The 21,337-nt window shown below is 38.3% G+C and carries 17 protein-coding genes; 14 read left to right on the plus strand and 3 right to left on the minus strand.

Annotated elements, in window-relative coordinates:
• Window positions 1-641: 641 nt before the first annotated feature.
• The 4 genes from AAEZ22_RS15140 (at window position 642) to cobU (ending at window position 3,764) form a co-directional block, all read left to right on the plus strand.
• Entirely contained in the window at window positions 642-1,262 is a 621-nt protein-coding gene (locus AAEZ22_RS15140; protein WP_225741021.1) for a histidine phosphatase family protein, read from the plus strand.
• Between the two features lie 90 nt (window positions 1,263-1,352).
• Window positions 1,353-2,414: a nicotinate-nucleotide--dimethylbenzimidazole phosphoribosyltransferase gene (gene cobT / locus AAEZ22_RS15145; RefSeq protein ID WP_011329622.1), complete on the plus strand. Its 1,062-nt coding sequence runs from the start codon at window positions 1,353-1,355 to the stop codon at window positions 2,412-2,414.
• Between the two features lies 1 nt (window position 2,415).
• Window positions 2,416-3,240 (plus strand): adenosylcobinamide-GDP ribazoletransferase, encoded by an 825-nt coding sequence (locus AAEZ22_RS15150; protein WP_352297870.1) that lies wholly within the window; start codon window positions 2,416-2,418, stop codon window positions 3,238-3,240.
• Window positions 3,237-3,764: a bifunctional adenosylcobinamide kinase/adenosylcobinamide-phosphate guanylyltransferase gene (cobU, locus tag AAEZ22_RS15155; protein WP_352297873.1), complete on the plus strand. Its 528-nt coding sequence runs from the start codon at window positions 3,237-3,239 to the stop codon at window positions 3,762-3,764. Before AAEZ22_RS15150 ends, cobU begins: the two co-directional genes overlap by 4 nt.
• 87 nt (window positions 3,765-3,851) lie before the next feature.
• Here cobU and AAEZ22_RS15160 read toward each other — a convergent pair whose 3' ends face one another.
• Entirely contained in the window at window positions 3,852-4,379 is a 528-nt protein-coding gene (locus AAEZ22_RS15160; RefSeq protein WP_011329619.1) for a sugar O-acetyltransferase, read from the minus strand.
• Between the two features lie 158 nt (window positions 4,380-4,537).
• Between AAEZ22_RS15160 and AAEZ22_RS15165 the strand changes: the two genes are divergently transcribed.
• Together AAEZ22_RS15165 and glmS are read left to right on the plus strand one after the other, a co-directional pair.
• Entirely contained in the window at window positions 4,538-5,302 is a 765-nt protein-coding gene (locus AAEZ22_RS15165) for a DeoR/GlpR family DNA-binding transcription regulator (RefSeq protein WP_352297876.1), read from the plus strand.
• A gap of 60 nt (window positions 5,303-5,362) precedes the next feature.
• The gene (gene glmS / locus AAEZ22_RS15170) at window positions 5,363-7,183 is read left to right on the plus strand and encodes a glutamine--fructose-6-phosphate transaminase (isomerizing) (protein ID WP_011329617.1); all 1,821 of its coding nucleotides are present in this window, start codon (window positions 5,363-5,365) and stop codon (window positions 7,181-7,183) included.
• A 171-nt stretch (window positions 7,184-7,354) separates the two neighbouring features.
• On the opposite strand, the gene AAEZ22_RS15175 is transcribed toward glmS, so the two are convergent.
• Together AAEZ22_RS15175 and AAEZ22_RS15180 are read right to left on the minus strand one after the other, a co-directional pair.
• Complete coding sequence (locus tag AAEZ22_RS15175) at window positions 7,355-7,570, minus strand: hypothetical protein (RefSeq protein WP_352297879.1); 216 nt, start codon at window positions 7,568-7,570, stop codon at window positions 7,355-7,357.
• A 239-nt stretch (window positions 7,571-7,809) separates the two neighbouring features.
• Window positions 7,810-8,703 carry a BrxR family helix-turn-helix transcriptional regulator gene (locus AAEZ22_RS15180; RefSeq protein ID WP_352297882.1) on the minus strand — a complete coding sequence of 298 codons (894 nt, stop codon included), beginning with the start codon at window positions 8,701-8,703 and terminating at the stop codon, window positions 7,810-7,812.
• Between the two features lie 193 nt (window positions 8,704-8,896).
• Here AAEZ22_RS15180 and AAEZ22_RS15185 point away from each other — a divergent pair, with 193 nt between their 5' ends.
• The 8 genes from AAEZ22_RS15185 to AAEZ22_RS15220 all read left to right on the plus strand — a co-directional run bounded on the left by AAEZ22_RS15185 (window position 8,897) and on the right by AAEZ22_RS15220 (window position 21,233).
• The gene (locus AAEZ22_RS15185) at window positions 8,897-9,070 is read left to right on the plus strand and encodes a hypothetical protein (RefSeq protein WP_188085490.1); all 174 of its coding nucleotides are present in this window, start codon (window positions 8,897-8,899) and stop codon (window positions 9,068-9,070) included.
• 144 nt (window positions 9,071-9,214) lie between these two features.
• Window positions 9,215-9,352: a hypothetical protein gene (locus AAEZ22_RS15190; protein ID WP_169019641.1), complete on the plus strand. Its 138-nt coding sequence runs from the start codon at window positions 9,215-9,217 to the stop codon at window positions 9,350-9,352.
• An 81-nt stretch (window positions 9,353-9,433) separates the two neighbouring features.
• On the plus strand, window positions 9,434-10,261 hold the full coding sequence (locus AAEZ22_RS15195; RefSeq protein WP_352284208.1) for a TnsA endonuclease C-terminal domain-containing protein: 828 nt from the start codon (window positions 9,434-9,436) through the stop codon (window positions 10,259-10,261).
• The gene (locus AAEZ22_RS15200; protein WP_352284210.1) at window positions 10,245-12,332 is read left to right on the plus strand and encodes a TnsB C-terminal domain-containing protein; all 2,088 of its coding nucleotides are present in this window, start codon (window positions 10,245-10,247) and stop codon (window positions 12,330-12,332) included. Before AAEZ22_RS15195 ends, AAEZ22_RS15200 begins: the two co-directional genes overlap by 17 nt.
• Window positions 12,329-13,999 (plus strand): AAA family ATPase, encoded by a 1,671-nt coding sequence (locus AAEZ22_RS15205; RefSeq protein WP_352284212.1) that lies wholly within the window; start codon window positions 12,329-12,331, stop codon window positions 13,997-13,999. Before AAEZ22_RS15200 ends, AAEZ22_RS15205 begins: the two co-directional genes overlap by 4 nt.
• A 1-nt stretch (window position 14,000) precedes the next feature.
• Complete coding sequence (locus tag AAEZ22_RS15210) at window positions 14,001-15,518, plus strand: TnsD family Tn7-like transposition protein (RefSeq protein WP_352284214.1); 1,518 nt, start codon at window positions 14,001-14,003, stop codon at window positions 15,516-15,518.
• Complete coding sequence (locus tag AAEZ22_RS15215) at window positions 15,505-17,139, plus strand: Tn7-like element transposition protein TnsE (protein WP_352284216.1); 1,635 nt, start codon at window positions 15,505-15,507, stop codon at window positions 17,137-17,139. Before AAEZ22_RS15210 ends, AAEZ22_RS15215 begins: the two co-directional genes overlap by 14 nt.
• 362 nt (window positions 17,140-17,501) lie before the next feature.
• Complete coding sequence (locus AAEZ22_RS15220) at window positions 17,502-21,233, plus strand: restriction endonuclease subunit S (protein ID WP_352284218.1); 3,732 nt, start codon at window positions 17,502-17,504, stop codon at window positions 21,231-21,233.
• The last annotated feature ends 104 nt before the right edge of the window (window positions 21,234-21,337 follow it).

Below are 21,337 nucleotides of genomic sequence, written 5' to 3' on the forward strand. Positions count from 1 at the left end.
GTGCCAGCCTGAGCCCGATATCGACAGCTTGTTACCCTGGAATTTTAAAACATAGGTGTAGTTCGCTAGACGCTCACTGCGAATTCAGTAGTGGCCGCTTCTGCACATCCTGTGCTCTACGGCATTTGTATTCCTTTATATCAAACAAAACAGCTCGAAGGCGAACCACGCGGAAGGCCGCCCCGACACAAAGAGAGTGTGTCGCATTTGCACTGTGACTCTCTACCGCTGTGGGCACTACGACATTACCAGGCTCCAAATTGTAGAAAGCCCGACTAGAAATAGTCGGGCTTTTTTACGTCTGAAGAAAAGTGAAGTGTGGGTGAATAATGTACACAAGTCTCCCGCGTAGGTTGGGCGAGCGTAGCGACACCCGACACTCAAATCATGAAAACATCACCACTAGCCAATGAATGTGGTGCATTTGCACTGTGACTCTCCACCGCTGTGGGCACTTACGACATTCTACTGCGTTGTCGCTACGAAGTAGCGCGCCGACTCCAAATCGAGATAGCCCGATTGAAAATAATCGGGCTTTTTTACGTCTGCAGAAAAGTAAAATTCAAGTCATTAATAAGTAAAACTCAAAGATAAAAAAATACTATGCTGATAAACTCAAAGTACATTTATTTTAGACTTGTATGAGCATGACAGCATTTTCTAGCCGAGTTTATTTACTGCGACATGGTGAGCTTACGACTAAAGATGTTTTAGCGGGGCATACCGATTTTATATTGAGTAAAAAAGGGTTTGAGCAGTTAAATATCGCCTGTGGCAGGTTAGCAAATATTGATTTAGTTACCTCATCGTCTTTAAAGCGCTGTAGTGAGTTTGCTCGGCAATTTTGTGATTTTAATAAAATACCACTGAATATAACCGACGATATTAAAGAGTTTAACTTTGGTGATTGGGATGGCCAAAGCTATGATGAACTGTGGCAGCATACTAAAACACCGACAATTGGTGACTTTTGGCAAAGCCCTTGGCTCGTGACGCCACCTAACGGTGAAAGCATGGCTCATTTTTATCAGCGCATAACAACGTGGTGGCAGCAATTATTAGTTAATACTATTTGCCAAGGTACTCGCTCACAACTTGTAATTACGCATGCAGGAGTAATAAAGCAATTACTCGCTATTATTTGTCAGGTGCCAAAACAGTTAAATTATCAAAATATATTTACTGTGGGTTATGGCAAGGTTATTTGTATCGATATATTTTTTGATGAAAATGGCCAAGCTTGGCCTAAAATTATTTTTTAAAAACGCCTGATCCTCTTTTATCACAACGATATCAGTTGTGGGATTTAGCAGTTATCTTTTTACTTTTTTGAAAACGTGAGTTGCTACACAATGTTTAAAATAGCCCCTTTGAATAATCAATTTGACCACCTTATTCACAATAAAATAAATAATAAAACCAAACCCCTAGGGGCACTAGGTCAGCTTGAACTGATTGCATTACAGTTAGTAAAAATACTATCTCAAACGATAAAGAGTGACGTTGAATTTACTGCATTTAAAGCTGAGATTTGTAACCCTACTTTAGTTGTTTTTGCTGGAGATCATGGAATTGCAGCGCAAGGAGTATCAATTGCACCGAGTGAAGTAACTGCACAAATGGTCGCTAACTTTGTCGCTGGCGGCGCTGCTATAAATATATTTTGTCAGCAACTTGGCTGGCAACTTGAGGTTGTTGATTGCGGTATATTAGAAAAAAGCCCTGCTAGCAAGGTACATGATTGCCGACTTGGTAATATAACCGCCCCGCTTAACTTACACATGGCCATGAGCACTGCGCAAGTAAAGCAAGGGTTTAGTAATGCTAAGTCACTGGTTTTACAGCTTAAACAACAAGGCTGTAATACATTGGCTATGGGGGAGATGGGAATTGGCAATACCACGAGTGCCGCAGCTATTATGGCAGCAATATTAAATTTACCTGTGACGCAATGTGTGGGTAGAGGCACTGGCGTGAGTGACGAATTAATTGCGCGTAAAATCAATGTTGTTGAGCAAGCATTACAACTGCATAAAGCACACTTGGCTGATCCAATAGCGCTGCTTGCTGCAGTGGGTGGCTTTGAAATTGTGCATATTACCGGTGCAATGCTAGCGGCGGCAGAGCAAGGTATGGCCGTTATTGTTGATGGCTTTATTTGTAGTGCTGCGGCTATGGTTGCGATTAAAATTAACCCTATAGTAAAAGAGTATTTAATTTTTGCTCATTGTTCTAATGAACAAGGCCATCAACAAATGTTAAGCAAGCTTGAAGTTAAACCCTTGCTACAATTAGATTTACGCTTAGGTGAAGGCACTGGCGCAGCATTGAGCTTACCTTTGCTACAAGCCGCTCTTGGCTTTTATAACCACATGGCAAGCTTTGCAGATGCCGGTGTTGAGCAGGTTGTATAATATGAGTGACAGTTCACTTTTAGATACCCCAAATAATAAATTACAAACCAAGGTCACGCAGTGGCAGTTAGTATTATTGGCGATTAGCTTTTTAACCCGCATTCCGGTTGCTTTGCGTTTTAATGTTACTAACACCCACCTTAATCAAGCCAGTCGCTATTTTGCATTAGTAGGTGTGTTACTTGGTGGGTTATTGGCACTTAGTTACTGTATTTTTCAGCTGTTGTTACCGCCGTCTTTAAGTGTGTTATTAATGATGGCCTTTGGCTTGCTATTAACTGGCGCGTTTCATGAAGATGGCTGGGCTGATGTATGGGATGGCTTTGGCGGCGGTTGGCAGGTAGAGCAAAAGCTAACTATCATGAAAGACAGCCGTTTGGGTACTTATGGAGCTGCGGCATTATTTATAATATTACTGATTAAGTTTCAGAGCCTGGTTTTACTTAGTACTTCGCTCACAACCATTATAACTGCGATATTGCTGGGTCAGTGTTTAAGTCGGGTAATAGCAACTAGTTTAATTGTAAGTATGAATTACGTGAGTGAGGATGCCACCTCAAAAGTTAAGCCTATCGCTATGCATTTGTCGTTTAACAGCTTAGCTATTTTAACGCTCACTGCAGTAATTTTATTACTGAGTTTAATTTGTTTAAATATTATTGTATGGCAAACAGCGGTGATTATTATTGCCGTGTTGCTCATTTTACGCAGTGTATTAGTACGCTGGTTTAAGCGCCAATTAGGTGGTTATACTGGAGATTGTTTAGGCGCGGCGCAGCAGTTATCTGAGGTGGTTATTTATTTAACCTTAGTGGGCTTATTATGAGCAACAATCATGTACTAGTTTTAGGTGGAGCCCGCAGTGGTAAAAGTCGTTTTGCTGAACAGTTGGCAATGAAGAGTCATAAATCAGTGATTTATCTGGCCACTGCACAGCCTAATGACGATGAAATGCAAGCACGTATAACACGCCATCAAAAAGACCGCCCAGCAAACTGGCAATTAGTTGAAGAGCCCATAGCGCTTGCCAAACTACTTAAAGCCCATAGTAAAGCTGATAACTGCATATTGGTAGATTGTTTAACGCTATGGCTTACAAACTGTTTATGCCATAGCGACAAGCATTGCTGGCAAACGCAAAAAACTGAGTTATTAGCTCAACTTAAAAGCTTACCAGGGCAAGTTATTTTTGTAAGTAACGAAGTGGGGCACGGTATAGTTCCGCTTGGCGAATTAAGCCGTACATTTGTAGACGAATCTGGCTGGTTACATCAAGCATTAGCTGCGCAGGTTTCCCAAGTTGAGTTTATTATGGCGGGTTTAGCGCTTACATTAAAAAATAAACAATAAACTCCTCCTTTAGAAACACACTGCTTAGTTATATATTGTACAACCTGCAGAGTAGGCTTTGTAGGTTGTTTTTAACGAATTACTGCTTCAAATATCTTTAACTTTAACCGCAGGATTTCCAACAACCACGGTGTTGGCTGCCACATTTTTTGTTACTATCGAGCCCGCTCCAATAACGGCGTTATCGCCAATAGTTATTCCAGCTAAAATGATTACGCCTGCACCAACCCATACATTATTACCTATACTAATTGGCTGGCTAAAGTTTTCTTTACTTAATCTTTGCTGCGGATCTAGCGCGTGAGATACAGCTAGCAATTGTACATTAGGGCCTATTAAACAGTCGTTACCAATACTAATGGCCGACTCAGGTAGCGGAGAATCTAAAATGGTGCAGTTAATATTTATAAAGGTACGATCACCAATAATAAGTGTACTACCATAATCGCAGTGAAACCCTGCTTCAATAATTACCTCTTCACCGCAATCAAAAAATAAGCTTTTAATACGCTTTAAATTGCCCTTACTGGGGCTTTTATTAAATAAACGGCAGATATCGCCGGCGAGCTTACGCTGAGTTAAATATTCTTTACTGATACTATTAAATAATTGCATATACTTTACTTTATTCGGCTATTACCCCTAGCTTACCGTATTTTAAGTTTTATTATAATTTGATTAAATTGCTTTATTTTTGCTCGTTCACTTGCCATTTAACTAGTTTCGTTTAAAATTGCGCATCTTTCGAAACGAAACTTAATTGTATATCACTTATGACCAAACGAAACACCCAGCAACGACGTCACAATATATTGGTTCAGGTTAATGAGCTTGGTGAAGTGGTCGTGGAAAAATTAGCTGAGCAGTTTCAAACCTCAGAAGTGACCATTCGAAAAGATTTAACTGCGCTTGAAAAAAGTGGCCTGTTACTGCGCCGTTATGGTGGAGCTATTGCATTACCAAAAGAGATAGTAAGCGATGAGATTGATTCTAAGCGTAAAGTGGCTATAGCCAAGGCTGCAGCCGCACTGATCAAAGATCATAACCGCATTATTATTGATAGCGGGCGCACTACAGCAGCAATGATCCCAGAGCTTGCAAGTAAACAAGGCCTAGTTGTAATGACGAATGCTATTAAAGTTGCTAATCGCTTGCTAGCGCTCGAAAACGAGCCAACATTATTGATGACCGGTGGGACATGGGATCCGCATTCAGAATCGTTTCAGGGGCAAGTTGCAGAAAGCGTACTATGCTCTTACGACTTTGATCAGCTATTTATTGGTGCCGATGGCATAGACGTAAAACGCGGTACTACTACCTTTAACGAACTAGTTGGCTTAAGCCAAGTAATGGCAAAAGCAGCACGTGAAGTTATAGTGATGGTTGAATCAGATAAAATTGGCCGAAAAATCCCAAATTTAGAATTACCGTGGCAAATAGTAACCACCTTAATAACCGACAATGGCTTAGCAGACGATAAACGCAAAGCAATTGAGGCATGTGGTGTAAAACTAATTTGTGCAGAGATTATGGAATAGCCCGTTAACTTGAATTCAGGTTATAAGCGGGCAAATATTTAAAAAATTAATGGAGACACTATGTGTGGAATAGTTGGGGCAGTTGCAGAACGTCCAGTAAATAAAATTTTAGTTGAAGGCCTTAAACGCCTTGAGTACCGTGGTTACGATTCAGCAGGCGTAGCACTGCTTGATGGCAACACCCTTAAAACTGTAAAAGCAGTTGGTAAAGTAGTAAACCTAGAATCGGCACTTGAGCAATCAGGTGTTAGCGGCCATACAGGTATTGCACACACTCGCTGGGCTACTCACGGTAGTGTAACTGAAGCCAATGCACATCCACATGTTTCAAGCGGCCAGCTAGCACTAGTACACAATGGCATCATCGAAAATCACGTAAGCTTGCGCGCCGCACTTAAAGGCGACGGTTACGAGTTTTTATCAGACACCGACACCGAAGTAATGGTGCACTTAATTCACCAACTTCGCCAGCAACACAAAACCTTACTCGCATCAGTACAAGCTGCCGTTAAGCAATTTGAAGGTGCATTTGGTACAGTTGTATTTGATAAAGACAACAGCAACGAAATTATTGTAGCGCGTTCAGGCAGCCCACTTGTTATAGGTTTAGGGCTTGGCGAAAACTTTATTGCCTCTGATCAATTGGCACTACTACCGGTTACTCGCAGCTTTATATTTTTAGAAGAAGGCGACGTAGCACGTATTACACGTGACACAGTAGAAATTTTTGATGCCGATGGCAACGCTGTAGAGCGTGAAGTGGTTGAATCAAACATCACTCAAGATGCATCAGGCAAAGGCGATTACCGCCATTACATGCTAAAAGAAATTTACGAGCAGCCACTTGCTGTACGTAATACCCTTGAAGGGCGTTTAAACAACGACCGAGTAGCAATTGACGCTTTTGGCGACAGTGCACAACAAATATTTAAAGATGTAAAACACGTACAAATTATTGCCTGTGGTACGTCTTACCATTCGGGTATGGTTGCACGTTACTGGCTTGAGCAATTTGCAGGCGTAAGCTGTAATGTAGAAATTGCCTCAGAATTTCGCTACCGCCAGTCGTTTGTACACGAAAAAAGCCTACTAGTAACTATTTCACAATCAGGCGAAACAGCCGATACACTTGCTGCACTGCGTTTAGCAAAGCAACAAGGTTACATGGCGTCAATGACCATTTGTAACGTACCTGGCTCATCACTTGTACGCGAATCAGACCTTGCCTTTATGACCAAAGCCGGCGCCGAAATTGGCGTAGCATCTACTAAAGCGTTTACTACGCAATTAGTTGGTTTGTTAATGCTTACTGCGTCTATAGCACAAGAAAAAGGCCTTGATCAAAGCGCAATTGTTAATGCAATTAAAGTATTACCTGCGAAATTAGAAGAAACTTTACAGCTTGCAGATAGCATTGCCGAGTTAGCAGAAGAGTTTGCCGACAAGCAGCATTCACTATTTTTAGGCCGTGGTTCGCAATACCCAATTGCAATGGAAGGCGCGCTTAAGCTTAAAGAAATTTCGTACATTCACGCAGAAGCCTACGCTGCAGGCGAGCTTAAACATGGTCCACTAGCACTAATTGACGCCGACATGCCGATTATTGTTGTAGCACCTAATAACGAACTGCTAGAAAAACTTAAATCAAACGTAGAAGAAGTACGTGCTCGTGGTGGTATTATTTACGTATTCGCAGATAAAGATTCTCACTTTGAATCTGACAACACCATGCGTGTTATCAACGTAAATCACACTGACGATATTATTGCGCCAATTGTTTACACCTTACCATTACAGCTACTGTCGTACTACGTAGCGGTAATTAAAGGCACAGACGTTGACCAACCACGTAACTTAGCTAAATCTGTTACTGTTGAATAACAAGAAGTTAGTGTTATAAGATAAATGTGGGTTAACAATAAAGTTTCACCCCAAACAATAAAGTGTCATCCTATTCAATAAAGTTTCATACTAAAAAGAGTCGTAAGCCGGCAGATTTAGGCAGCTTATGACTCTTTTTATTTTAATATACACATTAATTTTTAGTGATAATTACCTAGGGTCATCAAGGTTTGCTTTGTCGGCTTGCACAAAAGGTTTAAATTCTCCATGTGTAATAACTGTTTTACTTAGTGCTTTTTTAGCGGTGATTTGTGTATCACTTCTTAAGTAAGCTCGGTTACTTTCTGATTTTGATTTGTTCACTAACTCTAAGTGATAATCCATTTCATGAGCTTCGCTAAAATTTACAAAATCCCAATCATTCATCAGCTTTTCCTTTTATAGTTAATATGCAAATTTGCACATAAATTATACTATAGATATGCATTGTCTAATTCAAGAGTAATTAGCATTACATTAGATGAAAGAGTATTATCCTAGAACTGAGGCTTAAGTTCTTTAATGCCTACCACCTACTCGAAAAAGTAAAAACAATTAAATTAGCCATGTTTTTTCTGAATTTTAAATAGTAATACTCTTTATTTTACATGCTTTAGTGACTGCTTTTATAAGTAATCTTTGAGCATGCTTCTATTTTTTAAAAGAAAATTATAGTAACGACCTTCATTAATTCCTTCGGATTTATCAACTAACCATTGATTGCAGAGAAGCCAAATTAAAGCGCCTCTTTCAGTCAAAACTATCTCGTTCTGATTATCTTGCATGCCATAATCACGTCTAATTGCAGCTTTTAAACCGTCACTTAATTCAGGGTGTAACTCGAGCAATACTGCTTGCATGGAGTTCCATTTAGCATCATGGTTCAGTAATTCATACGATTGAGCTGCTTGGTTTTTATCGTTAAGGGCTTTTATATTACAAGCTCTAGAAAAATTAAAGTTCTTAAAATTGTATCTTTTCGTGCTTGATCTATCGTAAGCCCTAAAGAGCCAATTCTTTCCATCAGAGATAAGAGTTAGTGGGACTAGCTCCCTAGCCTCATGGTTATCACTATAAGCTGATATATACTCACAGCTTATAGCATGTTGATTGAACATTGCTCTAGTAATTTTCGAAACTTGCTCTACTTCTAACTGCTCAGGTACTTTTCCAATTCGAGCGTACTTCAATACTGGTTTATCTAGTAATCGATTTTTATTGAAGCCATGGGATAACATGCCTAATGCAGTTTCAGCATCCATAGCTATGATAGGGGTGTAAGATTCGTTACATATTACATTCATTTTTCTACTTCTATCATAGACCATATTGTCTTTTTTTAATTCATGGTATTGAGATAGTAGCCTAGATGAGGAAGCCTCAGCTAAGTTAAAAGCTTCCGCTAAATCTGTTCTCTGGATGATACCTGTAAACCTAAGTTTAAAATCAACAAATGCAAGCCTCTCCGCGCTTGAACCAAACTCTTCTACTAACTTGGCGTACTCATACGTTATTGCCATGGTTATTTCCTTTTAGTTCTTATTTTAACAATATCAGAAACATCACGTATCATTATTATACGTGTTTTTTATTTTTTAGCAAAAAAACAAAGATCAATGTTTGATCTTTTTAATTTCCAGAGGTAGTATGTATTTTGATCAATAGTATTCATGGTTGATCAGCTAAATTATTCTATTTTTAAAGGAAGTTAACATGGCTAAAAATGCACCTTATGGTGATGGTAAGCGCATCGGCGCTGTAAAAGAACGATCTCAGTTTCAAACTCCTTCCGGATTGTGGGCGAAGCGAGATTCTAACACAGGGCAAATTATGGATGTAAAAATGGATGGAGAGCCATTTAAGGGGGTAAGAAGAGAGAGAAAATAAAAAAGACCTATATCAATAGGTCTTCGTATCAACTGGTAGTGCAGGGCGGCAACCCTGTTCTAAATTTTAGAATATAACCAATACCCTTGACTATAATTCCAATTTGTATGGTTAGTCAAGGAGATTGGTTTAAGGAATTTTCAAATGAAGAAAAAAGAACCTAAAGATTCAAATCAAGAAGAGATTGAATACATTTATCGACCTTACATTACAGTTAAAGGCAAAAAAATTACAAGAAAGAATGGTGGAATGTTTCGAATTCCAATAAAAAAGGCTGCTTAATGTAGTCTGTTTCTTTTACTTAAATGGAATATACCGTTATGGCTTATAAAGAAATAATCGTATTAGTTATAGCGGTATATTATGTCTAGGAAGATTGGTCATACCGAAGCTCAATATAGTAAATGGATTAAAGAGGGGCGTGGCTCAGGCGAGCATCAAGATTATAAACCTTGGTTAACCGTTTACGATGTGCCATCCGATGGTCGCGTGCATCGTGTTTTTGGTTATAAGTCCAAGCGGACACACCATTTATTATCTGACCTCGAACTTTCAATGTTCTACTTGCTTGAATGGCGTTCAGATGTGCTGCAAGTAAAGGAACAATTTCCGCTTGATCGTGATATTACTCAAGAGCTTGCTGAGTCGGCAGGTATTAAACACCCGAATTTGCGCGGTGTAGCTCAATATTTGTCGAGTGACTTTCTTGTTGAAACCAGCTCCCGAGATCTCCCCTATTTTGTGTTACAAGCTAAGTATGTGAACTCGTTTGAAGAGCTACGAAAGATAGAGATTCTTGAACTAGAACGCCGTTATTGGCATGAAAAACAGATCCCTTGGCAAATAGTTACTGAGGCAGAAATCCCGCGTGTAGTGAAAATTAATATCGAATGGATTTACTCAATGCAGGGTGCGCATAAAGAAACCTCCGGATCAGCCATTGAGCAAGCTCGATTTTATGCGGACTATTTTGCTAAACATCCAAGCAAAACCCTTATAAACACCTGTAAGGAAATTGATTCGGCCTACGGACTAGATTTAGGTGAGTCACTCTATGAGATACGCTGCTTAATGGCAGATAGATATTTTACCTTTGATATTTTTACGCCAGTTCAAAAGCTTCAAGTTGGGCAACTTAATTTAGGTGATGTTGATCAGATTAAGGAGGTATTTCGTGTTTCAAATCAATGAAATATTACAATGCGAACAAACTTTGTATCGTATCTTAATGGTGTTTGATTACCACGTACTTTGGATAAAAGTAAATGATGATAAGGCCTTTCCTGATTTTGTCGAAATAGCTGAACTAGAACAAGGGTTTCAAGATGAAGTAATCAAACGTGAAAATGATCCATACAGTGATATTTTCACCGTTATTCCTGAACTTGGTTCTACCGCTCAGATAAAGCGTGATGAAAACTATGCAGCAATCAAACCCTTGATAGAGCTTGAAGACTGCTATGAATCAAAAGCTCGTGGCAGAGTAGTTAATCAAATAGTAGCTGACACAGGTAAAACCAAGCAATCTATTTACCGCTTTGCTCGCAGATATTGGCAGCGTGGTCAGATCCCGAACGCATTGTTACCTGACTATAAAAACTCAGGTGGAAAAGGACAAAAGCGCCGCGCAACGACTACGAAACTAGGTCGACCTCGAAAGTATATGACTGGTACAGGCGCTTTAATTGATGACTTTACTGAGAAACTCTTTCGTATTGCCATTGAGCGTCATGTACTGACTGATAAAAGTAAATCATTTAGGTACGCACACAATCGTCTTAAAGACATATACGAGCAATATTTTCCTGAATTACCTGAAGAAGAATTGCCGACGCTTAGGCAAATGGAGCACTTTTTTAAACGAGAATACCGCCAAGTTGATAAGATTGAAGCACAGGCTGGCGAAATAAAAAATAAAAAAGATATACGACCACTGATAGGTACAGCTGCAGCAGATGTTTTGGGGCCAGGTATGCGTTACGAAATTGACGCGACAATAGCTGATATTTATTTAGTATCAGACACTGAAAGAAGCAATATTGTTGGCCGTCCAATCATTTATATGGTCATTGATGTATTTAGCCGTATGGTGGCAGGCTTTTATATCGGTTTTGAAAACCCATCGTATGCAGCAGCAATCCAAGCTCTACATATGGCTTCTACTGATAAAACTGAATATTGCAGTAAGTTTGGCTTTGATATAACCCCAGAAGAATGGCCATGTATTGGCTTACCTTCCGCACTTTTAGCGGATAGAGGTGAATTAATGGGGCATCAGATTGAATGCCTAGATAAAGGATTTGGGGTGCGTATTGAAAATACATCGCCATTTAGAAGTGAGGCGAAAGGTGTTGTTGAGCGTTCTTTTAACACTTTTCAAGCAGTGTTTAAGCCTTTTTCACCGGGCGTTGTCACAGGAACCAAGATCAAAAAGCAAGGCGACAGAGATTATCGCTTAGACGCTAAGCTTACTATTCAAGAGTTCACTAAAATTATTTTAGCGTCAGTGCTGTACCACAACCAATATCACGTAATCAAAGGCTATGATAAAGCAACTGATATGCCAACCGATTTACCAAATAACCCTCTAGCATTATGGAATTGGGGTTTACAACATCGTACCGGCCGATTGAAAAAGCCTGAAGCAGAACATCTACGTGTGGCGCTCATGCCGCGAACACGCGCAACGATATCAGAATCGGGAGCTTGCATTTTTGGCCTGTATTACACCAGTGCTGAGCTCATAAAGCTTGGCTGGATGCACCGAAGTAAGGAAGTTAAGCGACCTGAAAAAGTTGACGTAGCATATGATTTAGCAACAGCAGATTACATATACATATACCCTGACTCTAAAAGCAACAGCTACTTTGTTTGCCAATTAGCAACACGCTCAAGGCAGTTTTCTGGAGCTAGTTTCTGGGATGTATGGCAACAAAGTGATGAACTAAAGCAAACTCAGGCAGATGCAAAGCTAATTGCCGATGAACGCAAGCGAGTTTTGGAACGGCAAGTAATAGGTGTTGTTAAACAAGCAGAAAAAATAGCACCAAAACAAACTGGTTTGTCAGATGCTGAACGAATACGCAATATCCGTGATAATCGAGCTAATGAAAAGGCCAAAGAACGCAAAACACGAGCTTATAAGCCAGTTGAGATTGATACCAGTAAATCAGCTCAAGTGCATTACCTCTCAGAGCCTGATGAGGATTTAGATTTTCCTGACTTTTCGGATCAATTGTTTAAGGAAGATGACGACGTATGAATTTATCACATAACATCTTTAGAGCCGTTTATCAGGAATCTGACATTGAGCGTTACAAAAGTAACCCGTTTATTGAGGCACTACCAAAAGTTAGCAAAATCCATGAGCTTAAAATTAAGCTAGAAGGTAAGGTTAAATACGACCCAGCAGCAGGTTATCTAGATGCAAGGCAACGAGCACATGAGCTATGTGGCTTACTTGATGACTTTTTTCAGCCGTTATCTATACATGTGGCACTCGAGGAAAAAATAGCTCTAATGATCCGTGGTGGCTATGTTGCCAGAAACATCGCGACTGGTCAGCTGCAACAACATTTGCAAAATGGATACGAACGAATGATGACAGGAGATATCAATAGTTTTCGTTTCGCTGAAGCTCCGTCAACTGCGCGTTGTTTATCGCTAATCGGTTGCTCTGGGTGCGGTAAAAGTTCCAGTGTATTACGGATATTAGCCACCTACCCACAAACGATTTATCACGAGCAATATAATACTTACCAGCTAACCTATTTGCGTATTGAGTGCCCAGTTGATGGGTCTCTAAAGAGCTTATGCTTAAACTTCTTCCAAGAGGTAGATAAACACCTTCATACTGATCTTACTGAAAGGTACGGTCGTAAACGTCATAGTACAGAGGTACTGTTATCATTTATGGGGCAGGTAGCCAACCAATATGCTATTGGCGTGTTAGTGATTGATGAAATTCAGCGCTTAGGACGTAAGCAACAAGAAGGACAAGAGCGGATGCTCGAGTTCTTTGTAGCACTAGTGAATATTATTGGTGTTCCGGTGATTTTAGTTGGTACCCCTAAAGCTAGGCCGATATTTGAGCTAGAGTTGCAATCTGCAAGGCGCAGTACTGGAATTGGATCTATGGTTTGGGAGCCTTTACCGCAGTATAAAAATAGAATTGATAAGGAAACCGGGAAGCCAAAGCCCACAGAGTGGCGATTATTGACTGATAAGCTTTGGCAGTACCAGTGGCTTATTCACCGCGATGAACCGCTCACCGAAGAGATCCGAAATACGTGGTTTGAGTTATCCCAAGGTGTGCTGGACATTGTGGTTAAGTTATTTGTACTTGCGCAGCTACGCGCCATTATCACGGGTGTTGAACGCATATCATCAAAACTATTTGTGAAAGTGTATGAATCAGAATTACAGCCTATTCATCCGATGATTGAAGCGCTTAAATCTGGTAAAGCAGGTAGTATTGCAAAATACTCAGACTTACAATTTAGAGAAATAGATAAACGATTGTTAGAGCTCAGTAAGCAGATCTCTGAAGTTGAAGCTACTAAGTTAGACTCTCTACCTTTCGCCAGTGATTCAGAGGCAATGAGGCTTTACAATCTCCTGCTCGGGATGGGGTGCGACTCAGAGTTATTGGTACCACTAGTTCAAAAAGCAGTTAAAGAGCACCCAAACTTACAGGTAAGAGGACTTATTCCACTCGTACTTGAATGGTATGAGCAAACGCCAGACGAAATTGAAGAGTCCAAAGAAAAACCAAAGCTAATCAAACTTAAAGATTGGCATACACTATCAAGCAACGATTTACGGTTTGGTTACTCTCAACACAAAAAGCAATCAACTGAGCTTTATCAGCGCTACAAGCAACAAGGAAATATTTTTGATATAACCGCTTGGCTTAAGCAAAGCGTGTAGTATGGCGTGCTTACCTGTGCCTTATCCAGATGAGCTGCTTTATAGCGTTATTGCAAGATACGGTGTACATTCAGGCATAACTTCTCCCAAGCAATTACTTGATGATGTATTTCAAAACCGTAAAATAATCGCCTCAGTTGCGTTTCAAGGACATTTATCGCAGATCTCTATACATTATCAAGGTAATGCTGATTTAACGCCATACAAGCTATTACAAGCTCACACACTATTTCCATTGTATTCCTCTTTTGTCCATCCAGATATTACCGAACACGCTAAGCATGATTTACTCACGGATTGCAGACATTCTGCAGAAGTACAGCTAGGTAAGGCGGCATCCAAAGTTAAAAGTCCTCACTACTTACGATATTGCCCGTTATGCATAGGGGCACAGGTAAAACAATATGGAGAGGCGTTTTGGGCAAGGCGATGGCAGCTTCCTGGCTTATCGGTTTGCGCCGAGCACGGAATATATCTTATAAGAAGCCCTGTGTTGATTAGCGAAGTACACAGGCATCAATTTATCGCACTTAGTCCTCATGTGCTTTTACACTCAAACCCACGGCTTACAACCAAAAAAGTTGCAATACTTGCGGCGTATGCTCAGCAATTACTGAGCTTGCCTGAGCAGCGTATTTACTCGTTGCAATGGAGTTGTTTTTATCATCAATTAGCTAAGCAGTTAGGCTTTGTTAGGGGAAAGCGTGTTGAACATAATCTAATTGCAAACTTAGTTTTAGGCTACTGGGGAGCTCATACCTTAGCGAGTTTTTCGCTCAATATTAATAAAGCAGATGAGAACAATTGGTTAAGGTGTTTGTTTAGAAAACACAGAAAATCGTTTAGCTATCTTCAGCACTTAGTAGTATGGCAAGCGTGCTATGAGCAACAGCTGGATCTAGCGAAAATACTCTTTGAAGTCTCACAACTACCACAATCGCATTATGATGATGTGCCTGCGCACATTGAGCCGGTAATAGTAGATCAAATACGTCGCACAGAATGGCAACACGTTGTCGCTAAATTTGGCGTTAAAGGTGCGAGAAGCCAAGGTTTTTCAGGCTTATATATATGGTTATATCGGCATGATAAGCAATGGCTAATGCAATTTAATCAAGGCTCAGTGCGCCCAAGTATTGCTAAAATAAGCAAAGTCGATTGGTCCAGCAGAGACAAAAAGTATGCAAAACAACTTATTTTATTGATGAATAAAGTAGAAACTCAGCTTTATTCAGGCCGTCATACAGTTACTTGGTTGATTACCCATGCAAATATACCTTTATCTCAGATCAAACATTTAGAAAAGTTACCGTTATGTAAATTGTTTTTTGAAAAGTATTGTGAAAGTATTGAAGAGTATCAATGTCGCCGAATTACATTAGCTTGTATTGATTTTTTAAAAAAACACGAACAATTGAAAGCATGGCGAATTGAGCGTGTAGCAGGATTAAGCAAGGAAAGAACCCGACCAATTGTGTCGCAACTGTTAGGATACGCAGTAAATTATGAAACAAGTTGACCGATTTAAAAAATTACCAGACAACGCCAGAATACAGGCTATGGGTAACCTGTTTAAATACAACGACCGTCTAACATGGGATATTGGTGTTCGTATTGATAACTCCACTCGTCAAGCTCTCAAATTTAGTCAGCTCCCATATTTAAGCAGGCAGGTTGTATTAAATCAAACGGTTGCAGCCATTCCTCCAGGCTTCCCAGTTGAATTTATTTTACCTGATAATACACTGTGGCAACTAGCTACTGTAAAGGATAGTGGTTTAGTTAAATTCCAAGTTGGTGATGAGCAGTCTCAAAATTGCTTTATGTTTGAAAGTGAAGATAAAACTATTTACCTTCCACAATTGGAGCTCGCCCGAGCACTATTTTTTACTAATAACTATTTTGCTAACGCAGCGCTGGTTAACAATGCTCTCGATTTTGAATTTGACGTTGAACATAATCCATTAAGTGGTGATGAAGAGTTCCCACTTGATGTATTAATCAACGCTTTGCCCACAACAAATTGCCCAAAAATATTATTTGATAATGAAGGGTTTAGGTATCTTCTTGCTTGGATATTGCTAGACAGTGATGTAAAAGATTCGTTTGAAAGTATTTATAGGTATTTCTCACAAGAGCTTATAAAAACAGACAAGTTTGAGCGTTGGACATTTAGGTTTGATCCACCTCAATTGAAGGGTGTAAAAATCTCTGCACGAGGCTGGAAATCATCGGATGAAAATATCTGGTTTATTAATCGTATTGAAGCGCTAGAAAGTCTGTCGTTTCCAGACATTACAGATATTGGTTACTTTCATCCAAATTTTACTGAGAACAAACCTGGTTCTAGCAAAGACACCGGTGGCACTTATCCTCAATTACCTACACAGCGAGAAATAGACGAAGAAAGTGATGGTAGCTCAGATAACGAATCAGCTTTAATATTCTGTGATGCTACACTAATTAATTTCAATAACTCTCCTCGCACTCGAAAAGTCTATGCTAAAGCCAAAGCTAAATCAGGTGGTAAAGAAGATGAAGAAAAACCTAGTAGATTATCACCAGAGGTAAGCACAGATGATTCAAACTCTCGTGGCGAAATACCCAAAGCCACCGTTGATGGTTTAGATGATCAAACCGAAAACGCTCACTTATACCTCAATAAGTTTGATAGTTTCTTTAAAATGCTCGAAGTATTAGAAAAAGAGCACGGTGTTAAACAAAGCAAGCCAGTTGTTCGCAAGTTGCCAGAAATAGGTCGCAGTAAAAGCCACCTATTGACCACAGATAGTTCGCCAAGATGTATCGCTATTGTAAGAATTGAGTACAGGAGGGAGGGTTACTTTTTATTAGAAGTTGATACTTCTGATCGGCGGGCATCAATCGCGACAAAAGTAATCTCAGCTAGGGCATTACAACCAATAGGACTATTAAGAGATTTTATACCGGAAATAGAAAGGCGATTATTAAGCGATCAATTTAGTTGGCCTAAAAAGTATTTTGATAAATTAGTTGGTCAAGCCAATCACAAAAGTGTTTCGCATCAGCAGTCGAAGGAGAGTGGAGTAATGAGTGAAGAGGAGATAGGAAGATGGTCTGTAAGGGTACTTTTATGTTTAAAAGCTTACACTTGTTTTTAAATAAAGAAGTCAGATGCAGACATAATAAAAACACTAACTATTGAATGATAATGAAACACAAAATATCCCCCATAATTTTCAACGCAAACTCTCTATTAACAACGTTAAGTTGACTTCACTTTTTTTACTGATTGCGCAAGTAAATATTTATTGTAATTCTAGAGGAAAATAACAAATCAATATGGTAAAATTTGGCACTTTTTTATCTGCTGGCAGTTAATTATTTTAGTTGCGTTTGACTTGTTTCATGTGTGGATATACAGTTATTTTGTCTTGTAGGGGTTTATTCCTGGCAAGGCGGTAATTTCTAAATGGTTTGAGCAATGGGCATTTATTGAAATGGTTGCTAATGGGGTATGATAATGGATAACAAAGCGTTAATTGCTGCATTGGGTTTTAAACCAAAAGAGGGAGCTAAAGGTGTGCATTCGAAATGTTACACTAAAGCAGATAATTATGTTCTGGAAGTAGACTTTGATAATGGTTTTTTCGAGTATGGGGATTTAATAACCGCAGATAATAAGGCTACACAGAATTTGTTGCAACATGAAAACTGGGTTGTTTTAGAGTGTGTTGATCGCTTGCTAGAGAAAGGTTATAAACCTCACAATATCATTTTAGAGAAAACATGGCCATCGGGACATGGAACAAGTGGCCGTCTTGATATTCTTGTCACAAATGATGATGGTAAGGCATTTCTGATGATTGAATGTAAAACATCAGGAATAGAGTTTTTAAAAGCAAATAACAAAATGCTAAAAGATGGCGGGCAGTTATTTACTTATTATCAACTTGATAGAGATGCTGATTTTTTGATGCTTTACACGTCTTGCTTAAATGGTAAATCGATTACATATCAAAACCAAATTATAAAAATAGAGGACGACTACCGACAAACATCGAACTCAAAAGAGCTTTATGAAGTTTGGAGCAAACTACCGAAAGACAATGGAATATTTGACCCATGGGTTGCACCTTATCATTTTGAAAGTAAAGCACTAACCCCAGAATCTCTAGTTGAAATAACCCAAGAAGATAGTAGTAAAATATTTAATCGCTTTCTTGAAATTCTGAGACACAACGTTGTTTCAGACAAACCAAATGCTTTTAATAAAATTTTCACATTGTTTTTATGTAAAATTTACGATGAAAAGTCCACTTTACCGGGCACTGAGCTACGGTTCCAGTGGCTTGAAGGGAAAGATAATAATATTTCATTTCAAAAGCGACTTACAGATCTCTATGGTAAAGGTATGAGTGAGTTTTTATCTAAAAAGGTTACAGATTTTTCTGAATCAGACTTTGATGATAAGTTTGGCAATACTTTTAATGACGATCAAAAAAAAGAACTATTAGAAGAGTTTACTCGCATCCGCTTAATGAAAAATAACGAGTTTGCCATAAAAGAAGTATTTGATATTGAATCTTTTCAAGATAATGGGAAGGTTATTAAAGAGGTTGTAGAGTTACTTCAAGGGTATAAAATTCGTTATACAAAAAAACAGCAATATCTTAGTGATTTTTTTGAATTACTTCTTACAACAGGTCTTAAGCAGGAGTCAGGGCAATTTTTTACACCGGTTCCTGTTGCTCAATTTATTATTCGTAGTCTTCCAATCGATAGCATGATTAATGATAAATTAAATGCAGGAGAGGCTGATAATTTACTTCCTACAATAATTGATTATGCGGCTGGAAGTGGCCATTTTTTAACTGAATCTATGCATGTCATACAAGATATAATTAATGATAAAAATGATAATGATTATATTGATGCAACAGCAAGAAAAATTAGAAATTGGAAGAATGATCATTTCGACTGGGCTGATCAATATGTCTATGGGATAGAAAAAGATTATCGTTTAGTTAAGGTTGGCAAAGTTGGTTGTTATCTACATGGTGATGGTATTGCAAATGTTGTTCATAGTGATGGGTTAGGTAATTTCACGAGGACAAAGGAGTACACAGGCAAGCTGAGTTTGGTTGATGAATCAAATAAGCAAGACAATAGGCAATTTGATATAGTCATATCAAACCCTCCTTATTCAGTATCTGCTTTTCGAAATAATGCACATAAGTATTACAGTGAAAAAGACTTTGAGCTCTATAATTATCTAACAGAGCAGAGCAGTGAAATTGAGTGTCTTTTTATTGAAAGGGCTAAGCAATTACTTAAAGATGATGGTGTGGCAGGAATTATACTACCAAGCTCTATATTAAGTAATGCAGGAATTTATGCTAAAACACGTGAAATAATTTTTAGATACTTTGAAGTTATTGCTATAGCTGAGTTAGGATCAAATACTTTTATGGCTACTGGTACCAATACAGTGACGTTGTTTCTTCGCAGACGTAAAAATCGTTTTGCGAAGGATATTGAAAATAGTGTAGGTTCTTTTTCTCAAAGCTTTCAAGATATTACGATCAATGGTATTGAGACACCTATAACAAAGTATGTTTCACATGTTTGGGATGGTATAGCTTTTACTGATTATTGCTCCATTTTTCAAAAAACTCCAAATGCTACTATTAAGTCTCATGATATTTATATGGAATACGTAAAAAAGATACCTGCAAAAAATGATAATGCACTTATTAAGGAGATTATTAAACGGGAAAAGGAAAAGTTAATATACTTTATTATTGCTTACCCGCAAAAAGTGGTTTTAGTCAAGTCAGGAGATAAAAAGGAAGAAAAGGCTTTTCTCGGTTATGAATTCAGTAATCGTAGAGGCAGTGAAGGTATTCACCCAATTCAACGAGGAAAGTCAATTGATGACTGTACAAAGCTTTATGATGCAGTTAGGTTTGATAACTCTGAAAAAGCAAGCACATATATATACGAAGCTTTCAAATGTGACTTATCTCGAGATATAGATAAAAAGTTGAGTCAAAATATTTTTCGAACTAACTTGGTTGACTTATTAAACTTTGAACGAAGCGACTTCGATAAATCTCTTTCTCTTACGGTTAAAAAAAAAGCTAAGATAGATAGCAAGTGGGATATATTTTCTATTCAGCAGTTGATGATGGTCGTTCGAGGTGCCTCACCTCGTCCAATCAAAGAATTTATTACAGATGATCCCAATGGCGTGAATTGGATAAAGATTGGTGATGTTAAAAGTAGTTCAAAATTTATATCTAGCACAAAAGAGAAAATAACTTTGGAAGGGTCTAAGAAATCTCGACTAGTTAACAAGGGGGATTTTATTTTATCTAACTCTATGAGTTATGGCAGACCTTACATCATGAATACTACTGGTTGTATTCATGATGGTTGGCTTCTTTTAAGTGATTTTAGTAAAGATTTAAATAAGGACTACTTATACTATATTCTCTCAAGTCCTTTAGTCCAGGACCAGTTTATTGATCTGGCTAGCGGTGGGACGACTGTTAATAATTTAAACATAGAGCGTGTTAACTCAGTAAAAATTCCTCTTCCTCCAACATTAATACAAGAAAAAATAATTTCGGAGATTTCAATATTAGAAGAGCAAGAAATTAAAATTGTTAAAGATATTCAGAGGGCAAATCTTGATATTGAAAACTCTTTTATTGAAGCTAGTAAGTTAGCAAAGAAAAAAGTGAGGCTTAGTAATTCTGATATATTTGACATCTCTATTGGTAAGCGTGTTCTCTCAAAAGAAGTTAATGAGGAAAAAGGAAAGCTACCTGTTTTTAGTGCTAATGTATTTGAACCATTTGGATATATAAATAAAGAATTAATTAATAATTTTGATAATCCTTCAATTCTTTGGGGGATAGATGGTGATTGGATGGTTAATTATCGGCCTGAAAATCAGCCTTTTTATCCAACAGATCATTGTGGTGTTATTAGAGTTAAAAGTGATGAAGTCAGCCCAAAATATATAGCATGGGCATTAAATGAAGCTGGCAAGGAAGTAAACTTTTCAAGGAATTATCGCGCATCAATGGATCGTATAAAAGGATTGGTTATTTCTATTCCTTCGCAGGCAGATCAAAAAGTTCTAGTAAGAAATATTAATAACATTGAAAATAAAATCGCGGTTCTTAAGGGGAAACTTAAATCATTTCCAAGTAAAAAAGAAACAATATTGAATAAGTATTTATAATTATAATAAGCTCTTTAACTTATTATAATTATTAGGGTATGAAACTTTATTGTTTAATATTCACGGAAATTTGTAGGATTGCCTTAATTTAGGATGATACTTTA

Source organism: Pseudoalteromonas sp. 20-MNA-CIBAN-0454 (assembly GCF_040308685.1).
GTDB lineage: Bacteria > Pseudomonadota > Gammaproteobacteria > Enterobacterales > Alteromonadaceae > Pseudoalteromonas > Pseudoalteromonas nigrifaciens.